Source organism: Bacillus sp. RSS_NA_20 (genome assembly GCF_020165915.1).
Classification (GTDB): Bacteria; Bacillota; Bacilli; order Bacillales; family Bacillaceae; genus Bacillus; species Bacillus altitudinis.
In genome coordinates, this window is record NZ_JAIUKW010000005.1 from 456,231 (window position 1) to 476,893 (window position 20,663).

15 protein-coding genes are annotated in these 20,663 nt (G+C 40.5%); all 15 read left to right on the forward strand.

Annotated features, from left to right (window positions below; genetic code table 11):
- The first annotated feature begins 73 nt into the window (after positions 1-73).
- Entirely contained in the window at positions 74-2,449 is a 2,376-nt protein-coding gene (locus LCD32_RS07880; protein ID WP_046526661.1) for an FtsK/SpoIIIE family DNA translocase, read from the forward strand.
- Positions 2,450-2,613: 164 nt separating this feature from the next.
- Positions 2,614-3,339, forward strand: coding sequence for a GntR family transcriptional regulator (locus tag LCD32_RS07885; RefSeq protein WP_057079526.1), 726 nt, complete (start codon positions 2,614-2,616; stop codon positions 3,337-3,339).
- A gap of 102 nt (positions 3,340-3,441) precedes the next feature.
- Positions 3,442-4,671 (forward strand): MFS transporter, encoded by a 1,230-nt coding sequence (locus LCD32_RS07890; RefSeq protein WP_172793306.1) that lies wholly within the window; start codon positions 3,442-3,444, stop codon positions 4,669-4,671.
- A gap of 319 nt (positions 4,672-4,990) precedes the next feature.
- Positions 4,991-8,107, forward strand: coding sequence for an MMPL family transporter (locus LCD32_RS07895; RefSeq protein ID WP_224563409.1), 3,117 nt, complete (start codon positions 4,991-4,993; stop codon positions 8,105-8,107).
- Positions 8,108-8,252: 145 nt separating this feature from the next.
- Positions 8,253-9,533, forward strand: coding sequence for an EF-P 5-aminopentanol modification-associated protein YfmF (yfmF, locus tag LCD32_RS07900; RefSeq protein WP_008344702.1), 1,281 nt, complete (start codon positions 8,253-8,255; stop codon positions 9,531-9,533).
- On the forward strand, positions 9,530-10,822 hold the full coding sequence (gene yfmH, locus LCD32_RS07905; protein WP_007499495.1) for an EF-P 5-aminopentanol modification-associated protein YfmH: 1,293 nt from the start codon (positions 9,530-9,532) through the stop codon (positions 10,820-10,822). The genes yfmF and yfmH overlap by 4 nt, the downstream gene beginning before the upstream one ends.
- 151 nt (positions 10,823-10,973) lie before the next feature.
- On the forward strand, positions 10,974-11,450 hold the full coding sequence (locus LCD32_RS07910; protein ID WP_007499493.1) for a MarR family winged helix-turn-helix transcriptional regulator: 477 nt from the start codon (positions 10,974-10,976) through the stop codon (positions 11,448-11,450).
- Entirely contained in the window at positions 11,428-14,547 is a 3,120-nt protein-coding gene (locus tag LCD32_RS07915; protein WP_224563413.1) for an MMPL family transporter, read from the forward strand. Before LCD32_RS07910 ends, LCD32_RS07915 begins: the two co-directional genes overlap by 23 nt.
- A 29-nt stretch (positions 14,548-14,576) precedes the next feature.
- Complete coding sequence (ymfI, locus tag LCD32_RS07920) at positions 14,577-15,305, forward strand: elongation factor P 5-aminopentanone reductase (protein WP_019744181.1); 729 nt, start codon at positions 14,577-14,579, stop codon at positions 15,303-15,305.
- A 73-nt stretch (positions 15,306-15,378) separates the two neighbouring features.
- On the forward strand, positions 15,379-15,636 hold the full coding sequence (locus LCD32_RS07925) for a DUF3243 domain-containing protein (protein WP_008344693.1): 258 nt from the start codon (positions 15,379-15,381) through the stop codon (positions 15,634-15,636).
- Positions 15,637-15,767: 131 nt separating this feature from the next.
- A complete protein-coding gene (locus LCD32_RS07930) occupies positions 15,768-16,559 on the forward strand; it encodes a DUF3388 domain-containing protein (RefSeq protein WP_003211480.1) in 792 nt (263 codons plus the stop codon).
- Positions 16,560-16,582: 23 nt separating this feature from the next.
- Positions 16,583-17,494, forward strand: coding sequence for a helix-turn-helix domain-containing protein (locus LCD32_RS07935; protein ID WP_048003274.1), 912 nt, complete (start codon positions 16,583-16,585; stop codon positions 17,492-17,494).
- A gap of 73 nt (positions 17,495-17,567) precedes the next feature.
- Positions 17,568-18,149 (forward strand): CDP-diacylglycerol--glycerol-3-phosphate 3-phosphatidyltransferase, encoded by a 582-nt coding sequence (gene pgsA, locus LCD32_RS07940; protein WP_008344688.1) that lies wholly within the window; start codon positions 17,568-17,570, stop codon positions 18,147-18,149.
- Positions 18,150-18,165: 16 nt separating this feature from the next.
- A complete protein-coding gene (locus LCD32_RS07945) occupies positions 18,166-19,416 on the forward strand; it encodes a competence/damage-inducible protein A (protein WP_057079522.1) in 1,251 nt (416 codons plus the stop codon).
- 177 nt (positions 19,417-19,593) lie between these two features.
- Positions 19,594-20,637, forward strand: a complete 1,044-nt coding sequence (recA, locus tag LCD32_RS07950) for a recombinase RecA (RefSeq protein WP_007499478.1) — start codon at positions 19,594-19,596, stop codon at positions 20,635-20,637.
- The last annotated feature ends 26 nt before the right edge of the window (positions 20,638-20,663 follow it).

Genomic DNA, 20,663 nt, shown 5'->3' on the forward strand with positions numbered 1-20,663 from the left:
GCAGCCAAAACCAGGCTGCTTTCTTTCTGATCTTTTCGTAGGTTATATTTTCTTTTGTAGTAAGGTGATGAGTATGGCGAAAAAGAGAAAACGTAAAACAAGAAAAAAACAAAATAAACAGCTAAAACTGAAATATGAACTAAATGGGTTAGTCTGTATTGCCATAGCGATCATTGCCATTTTACAGCTAGGTGTAGTTGGACAAACCTTTGTACATCTATTCCGATTCTTTGCAGGTGAATGGTTTATTCTCTGCCTTATCGGATTATTTCTTTTTGGTGTGACGATCTTTTGGAAAAAACAAATTCCTGATTTACTGACAAGAAGAAAAGCAGGTTTATACTGCATCATTGCGAGTATCTTGCTTTTGTCCCATGTGAAGCTTTTTCAGCATCTTTCAGCTGCAGGTGTGATAGGTTCTCAAAGTGTAATCAGAAATACGTTTGAGTTATTCTTAATGGATATGAAAGGTGAGACAGGCTCGCCCGATTTAGGAGGCGGTATGATCGGTGCTGTATTATTTGCGGCCTCCTATTTCTTGTTTGCACAAGCAGGGTCGCAAATCATGGCCATTGTGCTAATGCTGATCGGCATTGTGCTGATCACAAACCGGTCACTGCAAGAAATGGTCAAAAAAGTGACGCTGCCTGTATCACAATTTTTGGTGAAGCAGTGGAAAGCATTTATTGAAGATATGAAAGGCATAAGGCAGGCGAAAAAGAATGCACCTGCGCAGAAAACAAGTGAAAAGAAAAAACGTTCACGCTTGCAAGAAGAGACAGAAGAAGATCATGATCATATCTTGATCGAGGAAGAAGAGCAGGCTTCTGACAATCGTCAGCCGATTATCTCAAGTTTTGCTGATCGAGATGACATGCTCACACCGCAAGTTCAAAAAGATCAGCCGGTCAAAGAGCCAAATCCTCTTCAAGAAACTGTACAAGGAACTCCGTCTCATGATACAGGGGATGAACCGAAAGAAGCTCCGCCTATGACGTTTACGGAGCTTGAAAATAAGGATTATGAGCTGCCATCTCTTGATATTTTAGCTGAGCCGCAGCATTCAGGTCAGCAAACAGATAAGAAGAATATTTATGAAAATGCAAGAAAACTTGAAAAGACCTTCCAAAGCTTCGGTGTAAAAGCAAAAGTGACACAAGTTCATTTAGGGCCGGCCGTCACAAAATATGAAGTATACCCTGATGTCGGCGTGAAGGTAAGTAAGATCGTCAACTTGAGTGATGATTTAGCCCTTGCATTAGCAGCAAAAGACATTCGAATTGAAGCGCCGATTCCTGGTAAATCCGCCATCGGAATTGAAGTTCCCAACGCAGAAATTGCAATGGTTTCTTTAAAAGAGGTTTTAGAATCGAAACAAAATGACCGCCCAAATGCCAAGCTGCTCATCGGACTGGGCCGAAATATTTCTGGTGAAGCTGTGCTGGCTGAAATGAACAAAATGCCGCATTTACTTGTGGCTGGCTCGACAGGAAGCGGAAAGAGCGTATGTATCAATGGCATTATCACAAGCATTCTCATGAGAGCAAAACCTCATGAAGTGAAGATGATGATGATTGACCCGAAAATGGTTGAATTAAATGTTTATAATGGCATCCCGCATCTGTTGGCTCCAGTTGTGACTGATCCTAAGAAAGCCTCACAGGCACTTAAAAAAGTGGTTAGTGAAATGGAGCGCCGTTATGAATTGTTTTCTCATACGGGTACAAGAAATATTGAAGGGTACAATGATTACATTAAACGAATGAATCAATCAGAAGAGGCGAAGCAGCCAGAACTACCTTATATTGTCGTCATTGTAGACGAGCTTGCTGATTTAATGATGGTTGCTTCCTCTGATGTAGAAGATTCCATTACAAGGCTTTCTCAAATGGCACGTGCTGCGGGGATTCATTTAATTATTGCTACACAAAGGCCTTCTGTTGATGTCATTACTGGTGTCATTAAAGCCAATATTCCATCCCGTATTGCATTTAGCGTATCGTCACAAACCGATTCAAGGACCATTCTTGATATGGGAGGCGCAGAAAAATTGCTGGGCAGAGGGGATATGTTGTTCTTACCGGTCGGTGCGAACAAACCAGTTCGTGTACAAGGCGCCTTTTTATCAGATGAAGAAGTGGAACATGTGGTTGATCATGTCATCACGCAGCAAAAAGCACAATATCAAGAAGAAATGATCCCAAGTGAAGAAACGCAAGATCAGCTTGGGGCTGTGGACGACGACTTATATGATGAAGCAGTTGAACTGATCATTGGCATGCAGACGGCCTCTGTTTCTATGCTGCAAAGGAGGTTCCGCATCGGTTATACCCGTGCTGCGCGTCTTATTGACGCAATGGAAGAGCGCGGGGTTGTCGGACCATATGAAGGCAGTAAACCGAGAGAAGTCCTCCTCTCAAAAGAACAACATGACGAGCTCTCTTCATAATTCGAAGAGAGCTTTCCTAACATGAAGTTAACGATATATTGATTATGTTAACTGGAAGTCAGACTATTTATTTATTTGCAAAAACATGATATAGTTATGTTCATCTTATCTCGGAATAGAGATTTCTCATCTTATCATTTGCATTGATTAGACGGAGGGAAAACATGTCGACCAAAACAGACAATCGCCATTTATATTTGAAAGTGATTGACCGTATTAAAGAAGATATTCAAACAGGTGTATATGCCGAAAAGGAAAAGCTTCCTTCTGAGTTTGAGCTCTCAAAGATTTTAGGCGTGAGCAGAGCGACCCTTCGTGAAGCCCTTCGTATATTAGAAGAAGAGAAGTATTTAATTAGAAGGCATGGTGTGGGAACTTTCGTCAACTCAAGACCGCTTTTTTCTACTGGCATTGAACAGCTGACAAGTGTCACAAAAATGATTGAACAGGTCAATATGACGCCAGGTACCATCTTTTTGTCCTCACAAGAAGGGGAGCCGACAGAGAATGATGTCATTCGTTTTCAGTGTGATGAATCCGAGAAGGTTTTTTCAATGGAACGCGTTCGAACAGCAGATGGACAGCCAGTCGTCTATTGTTTAGATAAAATTCCGGTCAAACATCTTCCCGCTTCTTTTACTCATGAGGAAGAATCGCTTTTTGAGCTGTTTGGCAGAGAACCGCACAGCGGAATTAAATATGCAGTGGCAGACATCGAACCGATTGGTTATCACGATCAGGTTTCACCGATACTAGAATGTGACCCAGAAACAGCGTTACTCTTACTGAAACAAATGCACTATGATCAGGATGATCAGCCGGTCTTATACTCGCTCAATTATTTTCGAGCGGATAAATTCAGCTTCCATGTCATACGTAAACGATTTTAACAAAGCAGTCGCTTCCATAGGCGTTGCTTTTTGTTTGCCCATACATAAAACCCGTGAAACATGCCACACTAATACGTAACAGTATATAGAATTGGGTGAATGATGTTGGGCGAGAAAACTGTCAGTAAAAAGAATATTATTGCATTATCATCAGTGCCTCTAATCATGACACTTGGGAACTCGATGCTAATCCCCGTATTACCAGAGATCGAAAAGAAACTCTCAATCACTTCCTTTCAAGTGTCACTCATTATTACGGTATACTCCGTTGTGGCGATTTTGTGTATTCCGATTGCCGGTTATTTATCTGACCGAATTGGGCGAAAAAAGGTGCTTTTGCCGTGTCTTTTAATCGCAGGACTTGGAGGAGCTGTGGCAGCTGTTGCCTCAACCATCATGAAAGAACCCTACATGTGGATTCTATTTGGCAGGGTCCTTCAAGGAGTTGGCTCAGCTGGGGCAGCACCTGTCGTTATGCCGTTTATTGGCGATTTGTTTCACGATGATGAAGAGGTAAGTGCGGGACTTGGAGCCATTGAAACTTCTAATACAGCTGGAAAGGTACTAAGTCCTATTATTGGGGCACTTCTCGCTTCTTGGTTTTGGTTTGTACCGTTTTGGTTCATTCCATTCTTTTCAATCATTAGCTTTGTGATGGTACTGTTTATGGTTGAATCCGCAAAGAAAGAGGAAGATCCGCCTACATTTAAAGAGTTTTTAAAATCAACAAAGACGATTTTTAAGCATGAAGGACGCTGGCTTTATGCCATTTTTGCTATTGGTGGTTTTATTATGTTTCTTCTTTTTGGCGTGCTCTTTTATTTGTCAGATAATCTAGAGGCGGCGTATCAAATAACGGGTGTCAAAAAAGGCTTGCTGCTAAGTATCCCGCTCCTTTTCTTATCAATCAGCTCGTATATTGCGGGGAAAACAATCGGGAAAGAAAAGGGGAAAATGAGGATATTTCTCATCGTTGGTATGGCTCTTTTATCACTTTCGTATATATTTTTATGGTGGAATCACAGTTTTTACGTGTTGTTTGTCTGCTTAAGTATTGGCGGCGTAGGGATTGGCATTGTGCTTCCAGCACTTGATGCGTTGATAACAGAAGGTATTGAAAAAGAGCAGTGCGGAACCATTACGTCATTTTATAGCAGCATGCGGTTTATCGGTGTTGCTTTAGGACCTCCAATTTACGCATTTCTTATGGATAAAGGAGACTCCATCGTTTTTATTCTATCGACCATATGTAGTCTCATTTCATTATTTTTGGTCCTCTTTTTTATCCAGCCAGATGAAAAGGATGAAAGTGAACAATTGAAAACGGTTTAAACATAGAAAAAAGACGGTATTTTGCCATCTTTTTTCTTTTTTATAAATTGACATGTAAAATTTTGATAGTTAAACTAATGTATAGTAATATCTTTTAAATTATCCCAAATAGGAGGTGTTCAAAAACATTCATTTTCTGTCTTTGTTTTAAGTCAGAAATTGAGCTCGTGGCTGATGATGGATATGCGTTTCTTCAACACGAAAGGACAATTGAATAGGTCATCCTGCCATTAGCACGTTGATGGAGACGAAGTCAGCACTTCAGACACGCTCAAAAACAGCAAATTGATTGATGAACTAGAAGGAGCTTGAAGCAGCTATGTTGCAAATAATTAAAGCAAGATGGATTGTATTAATGGTGTGGATGATAACAGCTGTGATTCTGTTTATTACTGCGCCCAATTTAGAGGAATTAACAAGAGAAAAAGGGCAGTTAAAGGTTCCAGAGGGGACACCAACAGCTGAGGCACTTCACTTATTGGATAAGCTTTCAGATCATAATGGGAAAAAAGATACTGGTGTGATTGTATTCTCCGAACAACATTTGTTCCCTGCCAAAGAGCAGGAATTAAAAAAGGCTTTAGCTGCACTCATGACACATGCCCCAGAACTCCACATTGACGGAATTACTTCGTATTTTCATGTAGAACGTGACATTCAAAAACAACTTTTATCAAAGGATAAAAGTACACTTCTTGTTCCATTCAAATTCGACCACTACGAAACAAAAGCTGTGAAGGTTAAAGAACGAATTGAGGAAGTTTTAAAGCCCTACAACGTTTCATATGAAATGACAGGTCAAAAATTTGTGGACTCAGATGTCATTAAAAGCTCTCAACAAGGTCTGAAGAAAACTGAACTTATCACGATGATTTTTATTTTCTTTATTTTAATAATTGTATTCAGATCGATACTGGCACCTGTTGTCCCGCTTATTACGATTGGCATTTCTTATGCTGTCAGCCGGTGTATTGTGGCTTTTCTCGTAGAATATACACCATTTCCTCTGTCTAATTTCACTCAGATTTTTATGGTAGCTATTATGTTCGGTATAGGAACGGATTATTGTATATTACTTTTAAGCCGTTTTAAAGAGGAGATTGGTCAGGGGCGTGATGTCAAAGAATCGATTATCATCACGTATCAATGTGCAGGGAAAACGGTCTTTTTCAGCGGCTTAGCTGTGTTAGTCGGCTTCTCAAGTATTGGTTTCGCAAAATTCCAATTGTACCAATCAGCCGTCAGCGTTGCCGTAGGCGTTGGCATTCTGCTCATTGCACTTGTCACAATCGTTCCCTTTTTTATGTCGGTTTTCGGAAAATCCCTTTTTTGGCCGTCTAAAAGAGAAAACATTCGTCATCCACAAAGTAAGATTTGGGAATGGGCTGGGCGCTTTTCATTTAAAAGACCGCTCATCAGCTTAGGTGTAGTTGCACTCATCACTGTTCCTCCGATTCTGATGTATGACGGCACTCTTTCTTATAATAGTTTAAATGAGATTGGGACAAAGTATGAGTCAGTGTCTGCATTTAATACGATATCTGAGCAATTTGGCTTTGGTGAAGCGCTGCCGCTGAATGTGCTTGTCGAAAGTGACAATGAGCTCGATAATCAAGAAAAGATTGTCATGATTGAAAAACTGACCCGTAAGTTAAATGACATTGAGGAAGTAAAAGCGGTTCGCAGTGTCACTCGCCCAGTTGGAGATGGGTTAAGTCAGCTCTACGTTACCTCTCAAGCGAAAGAGCTGGGAGGAGAGCTTGGGAAAGGTCATGAGGGCATCGGGAAAATTACAGATGGCTTGACCGAAACAAACTTAGCACTTCTCAAACAAAAACCAAAAATTGAAGAATCCGCTAAAGGGATTGATCAATTGATTGATGGGACAAAAGCCATCAAAGGTGGGATCGGAGAAGTGAGGAAATCACTCATTTCTTTAGAGGATGGTGTGAGGCGCAGTAAAGAGGGCGTAGGAACCATTCGCACTGAAATCAAACAAGCGAAAAAAGAATTAGAGCAAGAATATCGCAAAAGTGAAACCATGATTCAAGATCTTGAACGAGTCGTAAGCACACTCGAAGGTCACGCAACATCAAATGAGCAACTGATGACAACGATTAAGAAAGTGAAACAATCCTACGAAAACGTATCATTTGAAGGGCTTGAAAACCGGCTTCCAGAAATCAAAGATATGAATGAATATAAAGAAATCAAAAAAGTATTCAAAGACACAAAAGGAATGATCGATCAAGCTGGAGAGCAAATGAGCGTCTATGAAGAGGAAGCAACTGCCTTTAAACAAAAGATCAAGAAAGCAGATCAAGTCATTCAAACGTTCTCATACAAGCAAAAAGAAATCAAACAACAAGTAAAGGAGCTGATGACAGGTTTAGATCAAATTTATGATGGTCTTGATGAAACGAATAAAGGACAAAAACAGCTCATCAAAGAAATGCCTAAAATTGAAGACGGCGCAGATCAGCTGACAGATGGCCAAAAAGCCGTGAAAAAAGGGTTTAACCAGCTATCATCTAAACTCTCACTATTAACAGATGGATTAGATGAAAGTATTTCCGGACTTGAGCAAGTAAAAAGCGGCTTTACCGAGGCGGACAGCTATTTAAAACAGCTTCAGGAAGCACCAGATGAAGAAGTAACGGGCTGGTTTATACCAGAAGAAGTATTGAAACGCCATGAGTTTAAGAAAATATTTAATACGTATATGTCCCCAGATCGTAAATTAACAACCTTTGAAGTGATTTTAAATGTAAATCCATACAGCAATGAAGCAATGAAAGGTGTTGCAAAAATCGAGGAAACCCTTGATCAATACTTACCTGTAAGTGGTTTGAAAAACGCCAACTACGGTGTATCTGGTATCTCCAGTTTAAATGTTGACTTAAAAGAAACGTCAGACGGTGACTTTATCAGAACGGTTATTTTCATGTTAATTGGTATCTTTATTATTTTAGTTATACTATTAAGATCAATCGTCATGCCGATATACTTAACACTGTCACTCATATTAACGTATTTTACATCCATTGGCTTAACAGAATGGATTTTCAAAACATTCTTTGGCTACGATGGTGTCAGCTGGGCTGTTCCATTTTTCAGCTTTGTGATCCTTGTGACCCTCGGCATTGATTATTCGATCTTCCTCATGGATCGTTTTAATGAATGGAAGGGAGAGCATGTTCAAGCATCCATGATATCAGCGATGAGAAATATGGGGTCGGTCATTATTTCAGCAGTTGCTATTTTAGCGGGTACTTTTGCTGCGATGCTGCCCTCGGGTGTATTATCATTAGTTGAAATTGCAACGGTCGTACTCATTGGACTTTTATTATATGCTTTTGTTGTTCTACCACTCTTTATCCCGGTCATGGTTCGCATCTTTGGAAAATGGAATTGGTGGCCGTTTAGAATGAAATAACAACTTGCGTCTCTGCTTTTAGCAGAGGCGTTTTTATTTCCTATCCTTTCCTCTGATTGATATAATGACTATTAAATGGCTGTTTCACGTATATATCAGCTATGTTCTAATACATAATAAATAGGATGAACAAAGGAGGTTTCTCATGACGTACTTACAAGAGAAGACATTTGATACACCTGGTCTTCATACTCATATTGTCAAAACAGAAAAATTTAAAACCGTGACGATCCTTTTTAAAATGCTTGCGCCTTTATCCAAAGATGACGTCACCATGCGTTCTCTTTTCCCGCATGTGCTATTAAGAGGAACAGAAAAAATGCCGAAAACGGGAGAGCTTCGTGCTTATTTCGACGAGCTCTATGGGGCGACCGTTTCCGCAGACATGGCGAAAAAAGGTGAAAATCACATCATTACCTTCCGTCTAGAAATGGCGAATGAAAAATATTTAAAGGATCAAACCCCTTTACTAGAAAAAGGGATTGCCTTACTTTCTGAACTATTATTCCACCCGTACGTGGAAAACGGGGTATTTCATGAATTGTACGTTGAGCAAGAAAAACGAACATTGAAACAGCGCATTCAAGCCGTTTATGATGACAAAATGCGCTATTCAAACTTAAGACTTGTGCAGGAAATGTGTAAAGGTGAGCCATATGCACTGCACGTCAATGGTGAAATGGAAGACGTCGAAGCGATTACGTCAGAAGCGCTCTTTAAAGCATACGAGCATGCACTTCAGTCCAACCAGCTGGATCTCTATGTTGTGGGAGACGTTGATGAACAAGACATCAATCGAATGGTCTCGCAATACTTTAAAACAAGTGAAAGAGAGCCGGTCAAACAAAATACCGAATCATCAAGATCACAAATAGAGCCAAAAGAAGTCATTGATGAAGAGGATGTAAAACAAGGAAAGCTGAACATTGGCTTTCGCACACATACAACGATAGCGGATGAAGATTATCCGGCGCTGCATTTGTTTAATGGCATATTCGGCGGCTTCTCTCATTCAAAGCTATTTATCAATGTGCGGGAAAAAGCAAGTCTTGCGTACTATGCTGTCTCTAGACTTGAGAGCTTTAAAGGTTTGATGATGGTCATGTCAGGAATTGAAGTCGGCAACTATCAGCAGGCAGTAGACATTATCAAAGAACAATTTGATGCCATGCAAAAAGGCGATTTTTCTGATGAAGCAATTGAACAGACAAAGGCTGTCGTCAAAAATCAGTTGCTCGAAACCATTGATACGTCTTATGGAACAGCGGAATACTTATATCAGCATGCCGTCGTGCCAACAGGGGAGAGCCTCGATTCCTTTTTAGATGCGTTAGACAGAGTGACAAAAGAGGACATCATCAAAGTGGGTCAAAAAATCGAATGGGATACGACCTATTTTCTTAAAGGAACGGAGGGTGCTTCATGACAGTGAAAACAATTCAATTCGATCAGCTGCAAGAGACGGTGTATCACGAAAAAATGGACAGCGGACTTGACGTCTATGTGCTGCCAAAACAAGGGTTTAACAAAACATATGCAACCTTCACAACAAAATATGGCTCTGTTGACAATGAATTTGTGCCGCTTGGCAAAGAAGACATGATCCGAGTGCCTGATGGAATTGCCCATTTCTTAGAGCATAAGCTGTTTGAAAAAGAAGATGGTGATGTGTTTCATACATTTAGTAAACAGGGAGCAGCCGCAAACGCATTTACGACGTTTACGAGAACGGCATACTTATTTTCAAGCACGGCCAATGTCGAACAGAATCTTGAAACACTCATTGATTTTGTGCAAGAGCCTTATTTTACTGAAAAAACGGTCGAAAAAGAAAAAGGCATCATTGGTCAAGAAATCAACATGTATGATGACAATCCAGATTGGCGTTTATTCTTTGGTCTGATCGAAAACCTCTATCAAGAGCACCCAGTGAGAATTGATATTGCTGGAACCGTTGAAAGCATTGCGCCAATTACGAAAGACCATTTATATGAATGCTATGAAACGTTCTATCACCCAAGCAATATGCTTCTTTTTGTAGTGGGTCCTGTTGATCCGGCGCAAATTTTAGACCAAGTAAGAGCGAATCAGGCAAAAAAACCATTTACCGATCAGCCGGATATTCAGCGGAAAGAGATCAATGAACCTGATCGTGTATACCGAAAAGAATACGAACTGAAAATGAATGTACAAGGCTCTAAATGTATGTTTGGTTTGAAAACGAAAAACCCGCATAAAAAAGGAAAACAGCTCCTCAAACATGAGCTTGGCATGAATCTTATTTTAGAGACATTGTTTGGTAAAAGTTCTCTGCAATATGAGCGTATGTATGAAAAAGGCTTGATTGATGAGACATTCAGTTACGATTATACGGAAGAAGGCGGTTTTGGCTTCACTTCAGTTGGCGGAGACACAAATGACCCTGATCAACTCGCAGATGAATTAAAAGAAACGCTTCTTCAAGCAAAAAGCCTGATCACAGAAGAAAAGATTGAACTTGCTCGCAAGAAAAAAATTGGCAGCTTTTTAAAAGCGATGAACTCCCCGGAGTACATCGCCAATCAATTCACTCGATACGCATTCTTAGAAATGAGCTTATTTGATGTCGTGCCAGTACTGGAGCAAATCCAATTAACAGATATTCAGGCAATCTTAGACGAAGAAATTGATGAAGAAAGAATGTCAGTTTTCAAAGTCGTGCCGAAAGCAAAATAAATGAAAAAAAGACAAACTCAACGTATAAGAGTTTGTCTTTTTTGTGTCCAGCTAAAGAAAGCGCTTTATATGCGAAGATATTGATTGACAATTGTTTTGGGTATTAGTTAAACTCTTTAATAGTTAAACAATCAAACTAAAGGAGCAGCATATGGTACAAAATAAAATTGCCCAGCTCATCCAGAGATATGCGGACGTCTATCTCATGATGGAGAAAAAAGTATCGAGTATGATCACGGAAAAGCTCGATAAAGAACTGACACTTGATCAATATTACTCGCTTCGATACATCAATTTACACCCGGGATGTACATCAACAGACCTTGCCATCGAATGTAATGTCAATAAAAGTGCTGTGACATCCATGACCAATCGTCTTTTTAATAAAGATTATATTTATCGTGAGCATGATCAAGCTGATCGAAGAAATGTTCATCTCTATGTGACGCCCGAAGGAAAAGACGTGGTCAGCCGAATGGAAAAGCAGCTTCAGGATCTTGTTCGGTCATATTTAGAAAAGTTTGATGAAAAAGAAATCGAATCATTTATTCAAACATATGAAAAGATTTATCAGATTATCATCGAAGAGGAGGCACAACATAGTAATGAGAGCAATCATAAAGGGTAGATGGCTGATCACGATCCTTTGGGTCGTACTAGCGGCTGTATTATTAATCACCGCTCCTAATATGGCGCAATTAACAAAAGAAAAAGGGCAGATTTCTGTTCCAGATGGTTATCCTTCTTCCTACGCCGATCAATTATTAAAGAACATGTCTGAAAATGGGGATACGGAAAAATCGATCGTCATTGTCTTTCAAGGAAAGGATATCGTTAAAGAAAGAGAAGCCTCTTTAAAGAAAGCGATGGAGATTTTAGAAAAGGATCAAGATCTCCATGTTGAAGACATCACTTCTTATTTTGATGCAAACAAAGATATTAAAAAACAGATGCTCTCTAAAGATCAAACAACACTTCTTGTTCCAGTTACATACGACTCGAACAAAATCAAAGCATCCGATTTTAAAGAAAGAGTCAATGAAAAGCTTAAGAGCCTGAACCTGAAATTTGAAATGACAGGGCAGCCGCTAATCGACGATGATGTCATCACAAGCTCACAAGAAGGTCTGAAAAAAACGGAATTCATTACAATAGGATTTATTTTAATTGTTCTTGTGCTTGTCTTTAGATCCGCAGTGGCACCATTCGTTCCTTTAGTGGCCGTGGCGCTTTCCTATTTGGTCAGCCAATCCATTGTGGCTTACCTAGTAAAGTATGTTGATTTTCCGCTCTCGACCTTTACCCAAATTTTTATGGTCGCCATCATGTTTGGGATTGGAACCGACTACTGCATCTTATTGCTAAGCCGGTTTAAAGAAGAACTATCTCACGGAAAAGATAAGATTGAGGCGATTATTACAACATATAAGACGGCAGGTAAAACCGTTTTATTCAGCGGAATTGCTGTCCTCATTGGTTTTACGTGTATCGGTTTAGCCGAATTCCAACTGTATAAATCAGCTGTAGCCGTGGCGGTTGGTGTCGCCGTGTTAATTGTGGCACTGCTCACTGTCGTTCCATTCTTTATGGCGGTTTTAGGAAAAGTGTTATTTTGGCCGATCAAAGGCGATATTGCCCACCCGCAATCGAAAATGTGGGAAACAGCTGGTCGTTTTTCATTTAAGAAACCACTTCTCAGCTTGCTAATCGTTGCAATTATTACCCTTCCAGCGATTCTTATGTATAAAGGAACACTTTCATATAACAACCTAGACGAAATCGGCAATAAATACGAATCCGTCAATGCATTTAATACGATCTCTGACAAATTTGGACCAGGTGAAGCTCTTCCAGCAACTGTTGTCGTGAAATCATCCGATCTTTTAGACAATAACGAAGGTCTGATTGCTGTTGAAAAACTAAGCCGCGCCATTGAACAAACAGATGGCGTGAGTAAAGTGAGAAGTGCCACTCGTCCTGTTGGTAAAGGGCTGAATGATCTGTACGTGAAATCTCAAGCCAAAGAGCTAAATAGCGGGCTTGATAAAAGTAACGAAGGGTTGAAAAAGATCCAAGATGCTCTTACAACCATGAGTAAATCCATCGAGGATCAAACACCACAAATTCAATCATCTGGAAAAGGCATTAACAAATTGATTTCTGGAACCGAATCCGTAAAATCAGGTATTCAAAACGTCGAAAAAACGATGAGAGAACTGCAAACCTATATCGATCAAAACAAAAAAGGCGTTTCTGAAATTAAAGAAAGAATAAAGGGTGCGAAAAAGGAATTAACAGATCAAGTCGCACAAGTGAATCAGCAAGTGGCACTGTATAAAAGCATTTCCAAAGAATTAAAAGCAGCATTGGCACAAGTCGATACGTCATCCTCTGCCGCAGCGGATGTGAAAGCTTTGATCAGTCAAGCGAATAAACAGTTCAGTACACTTGAGCAGCAAATTCCGCAAGTGAAAGAAAATCAATCATATCAAGCCATCAAAGCTTCATATAAGGAACTTTCTACTACCTTGCAAGAAGGAGCCAAACAGGCTGACAGCTATGCAAAACAAGCAAAAGAAGCAAAAAAACAGCTTGAAGCAGCAGATGCTTTTATCGCAAAAGCTTCAGAGCAGCAAAAAGTGTTTACAAATCAAATTGATGAGCTGATTGCTGGCTTAGAAGCCATTGAAAACGGGCTAGATCAAACGTCTAAAGGCCAAGGGCAGTTAGCTGATGGTATGCCTAAACTTGCAAATGGAGCCGGCGACATCATTAATGGTCAAAAACAAATGAAAGAAAAAATTGGCGGCTTTGGTGACAATCTGACCAAGCTGACAGATGGTCTAAACAAAAGTGTCGACGGCCTTGAGAAAATTTCAAACGGCTTAATGGGTGCAGGAGACTACTTAGATGAACTGAAAAACGCGCCAGATCAAGACATGGCCGGTTGGTTTATTCCAAAAGATGTCCTAAAAAATAAAGCATTCAAGCAAGTGTTCGATTCCTATATGTCGGATGACCGCAAAATGACAAAGATTGACGTCATTTTAGAAGACAATCCATATGGAAACGACGCCATGAAAACAATTAAACAAGTAGAAGCTTCGGTCAAACGTGCACTTCCTGAAACAAACCTAAAAGATGTTTCATTTGGCGTATCTGGTGTTTCAAGTATGAACGCTGATTTAAAACAGCTGTCAGACCAAGACTTCAATAAGACGGTTCTTTACATGATGATCGGTATTTTCTTAATACTAGTGATTCTCTTCCGCTCGCTCGTGATGCCGCTTTACTTAGTTGGATCGCTGATTTTAACGTACTTTACCGCCATTGGTATAACTGAATTTATTTTCACCCATTTCTTCGGATATCCGGGCATCAACTGGGCTGTTCCATTCTTTGGCTTTGTCATCTTAATGGCGCTTGGAGTCGATTATTCAATTTTCTTAATGGAACGTTTCAATGAATACAAAACAAAAGACATCCAGTTTGCCATGACTGAATCAATGAAAAATATGGGATCTGTTATTATGTCTGCTGCCGTCATTTTGGCAGGAACATTTGCAGCGATGCTACCTTCAGGTGTATTGTCACTCTTACAAATTGCAACACTTGTTCTAACTGGACTTTTATTGTATGCACTCGTTGTGCTACCATTGTTCGTACCTGTGATGGTCAAATTGTTCGGTTCAGCCAATTGGTTCCCATTTAAACGAAAAGAATAAGGATTCCATAAAGAAAGTAGGAACAAAGTATGAGTCGTTGGGCGCTGATTACTGGTGCCAGTGGCGGAATTGGGCAGGCGGCAGCCAAAAAGCTTGCCCAAGAAGGCTGCCATCTGATGCTCCATTATCATCAAAATGAACAAGCGGCTAGTCGTCTTTCCGCTGATCTCAAAGAAACATATCAAGTAGAAACGCACGTCGTTCAAGCTGATTTAGCGAAAACAGGCGGAGCAGCGGAGCTTGTCAGCCGCCTGCCGCTTGATCCAGATATTCTTGTTTTAAATAGCGGAAAGAGTCATGTTGGTTTAGTGACAGATACTGAAAAAGAAGTTCTAGCCAGCATGGTGCAGCTTCATGTGACAAGTCCATATGAGCTTACCCAATCTATTTTGCCTGCCATGATTCAAAAAAAGTCAGGTCATATTATTGCAGTTAGCTCAATATGGGGGGAAACCGGTGCCTCGTGTGAAGTACTGTACAGTATGGTCAAGGGTGCTCAAAATGCCTTCATTAAAGGGCTTGCCAAAGAGCTTGCCCCAAGTGGAATTAGAGCAAATGCAGTCTCACCAGGTGCGGTTCAGACTGATATGATGAAAAGCTTCACACAAGAAGACCTTGCGATGATGGAAGAGGAGATTCCACTCGGCCGTCTTGCTGCACCTGAAGAGATAGCCGATGCCATTTGGTTTCTTGCCTCCAAGCAGTCAAGTTATATCACAGGTCAAATTTTATCTGTCAATGGCGGCTGGTACTGTTAAAAAACGTGTATAATTCGTCTCTCCATGACAAAAGCTATGGCTGTAATTCATCTTTTCGAATGGAGGAATCGACATGTCTGTACTTGAGAGCTGGGACCATTGGAAAAACTTTTTAGGTGACCGTTTAAATCATGCACAGGATAAAGGTTTATCAGATGATACCATCAATAACCTTGCGTATGAAATTGGCGGATACCTGGCTAATGAAGTTGAAGCAAAGAATGAGCAAGAAAGAGTACTTTCTGACCTTTGGAGCGTTGCATCAGAAGATGAGCAGCGTGCCATTGCAAACATGATGGTCAAGCTAGTTGAAAATAATAGCTCGCACTAAACAAAAAGAGAGGTCGTTTGTGCCTCTCTTTTTATTTTAAACGTTTAGCAACATTGTGCTTTCTAAAAATGTGAAAATGCTTTATGATAAAGGAAGGTAAAAATTTGCCACAATGAAGGGGGTAATATCATTTGGCAAAGCTCGAATGGTATTTTGAATATGAGATACAGGTGAACCGTCCCGGACTTTTAGGAGACATTTCTTCTTTAATGGGGATGCTTTCAATTAATATTGTGACAATTAATGGTGTTGATGTATCAAGACGCGGTATGCTTCTTCGATGTGACCACACAGATCAAATTAAGCGGCTTGAATCAATTTTAAATACAATGGAAACGATAAAAGTAACGAAACTAAGACAGCCAAAACTTCGTGACCGTTTAGCTGTTCGTCATGGAAGATACATTCAGCGTGATGCGGATGACAAAAAGACCTTCCGTTTTGAAAGGGACGAGCTTGGTCTTCTTGTTGATTTTATGGCTGAATTATTTAAAAAAGAAGGACATAAATTGATTGGAATTCGCGGAATGCCGCGGGTTGGAAAAACAGAATCAATTGTTGCTTCAAGTGTATGTGCCAGTAAGAGATGGCTGTTTGTATCGTCGACTCTTTTGAAACAGACCATTCGCAGTCAGCTGATTGCAGATGAATACAGCCCAGATAACGTCTTTATTATTGATGGGATTGTGTCGACAAGAAGAGGTTCTGAAAAGCACTTACAGCTTTTAAGAGAAATTATGAGACTGCCTGCTACAAAGGTGGTAGAGCATCCAGATATCTTTATTCAAAATTCGGAATATACAATGGATGATTTCGACTACATCATTGAATTGCGTAATAGTGCAGACGAAGAAATTACATACGAGCACGCTGAAGAACCACAAGTGTTTGATCATTCTGGTTTTTCTGGCTTCGATTTTTAATATGGTAATGGTAGGTGTTTGTTTTGACTGAATTGGGAAAACGGCTCGTTGAGGCCAGAGAGGAAAAAGGGATGTCGCTGGAGGATCTGATGGCGGCTACCAAAATCCAAAAGCGCTATTTGCTAGCAATAGAACAAGGAAACTATGATATCATTCCAGGTAAATTTTACGTCAGAGCGTTTATTAAACAATATGCCGAAGCCGTTGGACTGAATCCTGAACAATTGTTCGAAGAGTTTCGTAAAGATGTACCAAGTACGTATAACGATGAAGTGTCTGATAAATTATCAAATATTAAACCGCAAAGAGAGCTGCCAAAGCCTGCCTCAAAGGTACTGGAGCTGCTTCCGACGATTTTAATCATTGGAGGGATCCTTGTGGTGATCGCTATCATTTATGTGATCGTTCAAGCGGTTAATCATGATAGCGGACAGAAAAATAATCAGGTGGCTCCTCAGCAATCAGAATCAAAATACGAAGTGTCTGAGGATTCATCGCTGGCAAAGGATCAAAAGAAAAAGGAAAAAGCTTCGTCAGATGATCAAGAAAAATCATCTGAAAAAGACGATTCCTCAAAGGATTCATCTAAAGACGATGAAGATGTTTCTTTGAAGGCAACGAATACAGAGGGTTCTACGACAACGTATGAAGTATCAGGTGCAGAAGAGATGGAGCTAACCATTTCTGCCTCACAAGCTTCATGGCTTCGTGTGAGAGACGAATCTGGAAAAGTGCTGAAGATGGGTGAATTGAAAGATGGCGAATCGTTTAAAACAGACTTGACTGATCTTTCCCAAGTCGATATCCGCTTAGGAAATGCATCGGGAATCGATATTAAAGTCAATGACGAAACGCTGAAGTACGAATTAGACCCTAAAAACACCATGACACAAAACATTGTGATTGTGAATAAAGGAAAGGAAAAGTCATCTTAAGCAAGTAGATGACTTTTCTTTTGTTCCTACTATTATATACATAAAAAAATGCTTTATTGGAGGATTGGAATTCATGTTTAACTTACCGAATAAAATTACTCTTTCTAGGATCGCCTTGATTCCTGTGTTTATGTTGATTATGCTTGCTCCATTAGATTGGGGTGTTGCGCGCTTTGGTGACGTCAGTATCGAAGTCACTCACCTTGTTGGAGCGATCCTGTTTATTGTCGCTTCGACAACCGACTGGATTGATGGTTACTATGCACGTAAGCTCAATTTAGTCACAAACTTTGGTAAATTTTTAGATCCGCTTGCAGATAAATTGCTTGTTTCAGCGGCTTTAATTATACTTGTTCAATACAACCTCACACCGGCATGGATGGCAATTGTGATCATTAGCCGTGAATTTGCTGTAACAGGCCTAAGGCTTGTCTTAGCTGGAGGCGGTGAAGTGGTCGCAGCCAATATGCTTGGAAAAGTGAAGACGTGGGCGCAAATCATTGCGATTTCGGCACTTCTTTTGCATAACCTGCCGTTTGAACTTGTATCATTCCCATTTGGTGATCTTGCCATGTGGGTAGCGGTGTTCTTCACTGTTGTCTCAGGCTGGGATTACTTTGCGAAAAACTGGGAAGCCTTAAAGAATTCTAACTAAAAAGGACGTGTACGCTTTGAAGTCAGAGAGAAAAGCAGAAATTATTGCAGTCGGTTCCGAACTTTTGCTAGGGCAAATTACGAATACGAATGCACAATTCATCAGCAAACAACTAGCTGAAATTGGTGTGAATGTTTATTACCACACAGCAGTTGGTGACAATCCAGAGCGTTTAAAAAGGGCCATTCAAGTGGCACAGGAAAGATCGAATTTTATTATCTTCTCAGGGGGTCTTGGACCAACGAAAGATGATTTAACAAAAGAAACCATTGCAAATACGCTCGATAAAGAGCTTGTGCTAAATGAAGAAGCATTTGAGTCTATTCAAGAGTACTTCCGTAAAACCGGACGTGATATGTCGCCGAACAACCGTAAACAGGCGCTCGTTCTAGAGGGATCTGATGTGCTCGTAAACCGTTTCGGAATGGCACCTGGTATGTTTATACAAGAGGGAGATACGTTTTACATTCTGCTCCCTGGACCGCCAAGTGAATTGCACCCGATGTTTGAAAACGAAGCGAAGCCGCTTATTTCTGAAAAACTCGGCCTAAAGGAAAAAATCGTGTCTGTTGTCTTGCGTTTCTTTGGCATCGGTGAATCTCAACTCGAAACAGATCTTGAAGATTTAATTGATGCACAGACCAATCCAACGATTGCACCGCTTGCAGCTGACGGGGAAGTGACGCTAAGGCTGACAGCCAAGCATGAGGATGAAAAAGAAACAGAGCGTCTGTTAAAAGAAACAGAAGCACAAATTTTAGAACGGGTCGGCGAGTACTTCTACGGATATGGTGATACATCTCTTGCCTTTGAAGCTTCAAAGGCCTTGCATGAACACGGGAAAACAGTAGCAGCGGCTGAAAGCCTGACTGGTGGTATGTTTTCAGAGTGGCTGACAGATCTTGAAGGGGCATCATCCATTTTAAACGGCAGTGTGGTTTGTTACACAAATCAAGTCAAGCAGCAAGTGCTGGGCTGCCGTGAAGAAACATTGTCTTCTCATGGTGCTGTCAGCAAAGAGTGTGCTTTAGAGCTCGCAGAAGGCGTTAGAAAACTGACGGGAAGCGATATCGGTATTAGCTTTACAGGTGTGGCAGGTCCTGAACCACACGAAGGACAGCCGGTTGGAAAAGTATTTATCGGGCTATCGACAAAAGATCAGACAGACGTGTTTGAATGGATGTTTACTGGCAGTCGATCAGGCATTCGCAAGCGTGCTGTGAAATATGGTTTGCACCACCTTCTCAAATTATTAAAAGAAAGTTAATTTTGTTTTTTATGAGGTTTACTCCTTTATAAAAGAGCGTTTTTTCTAATAGAAACAGTTCTTTTCTTAAATAATCTGCCAAGAAAAAATCGAATATGTGTTCGTTTTTTTCTTGGCAAATGACGTAAAACAAGGTATAGTATAGATAGTGGAATTGATAAAGGAGGAAACAATAGAATGAGTGATCGTCAAGCAGCCTTAGATATGGCTCTTAAACAAATAGAAAAACAGTTTGGTAAAGGCTCTATTATGAAACTAGGAGAGCAAACAGATACACGTATTTCAACAGTACCTAGTGGTTCGTTAGCACTTGATACTGCGCTTGGAATAGGTGGATACCCTCGCGGCCGTATTATTGAAGTATATGGTCCAGAGAGTTCTGGTAAAACGACAGTAGCACTTCATGCGATTGCTGAGGTTCAGCAGCAGGGAGGACAAGCTGCATTTATCGATGCGGAGCATGCGCTAGATCCAGTTTACGCTCAAAAATTAGGTGTCAACATTGATGAGTTGTTACTTTCTCAGCCGGATACAGGAGAACAAGCACTTGAAATTGCAGAAGCACTTGTTCGTAGTGGTGCAGTTGATATTGTTGTCATTGACTCAGTAGCTGCTCTTGTACCAAAAGCAGAGATCGAAGGAGACATGGGAGATTCACACGTTGGTCTTCAAGCACGTTTGATGTCTCAAGCACTTCGTAAACTATCTGGTGCTATCAACAAATCAAAAACAATTGCGATCTTTATTAACCAAATTCGTGAAAAAGTAGGGGTTATGTTTGGTAATCCTGAAACAACGCCTGGTGGACGTGCACTTAAGTTCTATTCATCTGTTCGTTTAGAAGTACGCCGTGCTGAACAGTTGAAACAAGGGAACGACATCATGGGGAACAAAACGAGAATTAAAGTTGTGAAAAACAAAGTGGCACCGCCATTCCGTATTGCCGAAGTAGACATTATGTACGGTGAAGGGATCTCGAAAGAGGGAGAAATCATCGACCTTGGAAGCGAACTAGATATCGTACAAAAGAGCGGGGCTTGGTATTCTTATCAAGAGGAACGTCTTGGACAAGGACGTGAAAATGCGAAGCAATTCCTAAAAGAGAATAAAGACATTCTTCTTATGATTCAAGAGCAGATCAGGGAGCACTACGGTTTGGATACAAACGGAGTGAAATCAACTGACGAAGAAGGACAAGAAGAATTGGAATTGAATGACTAAAAAGACGCTGAAAAGCGTCTTTTTTT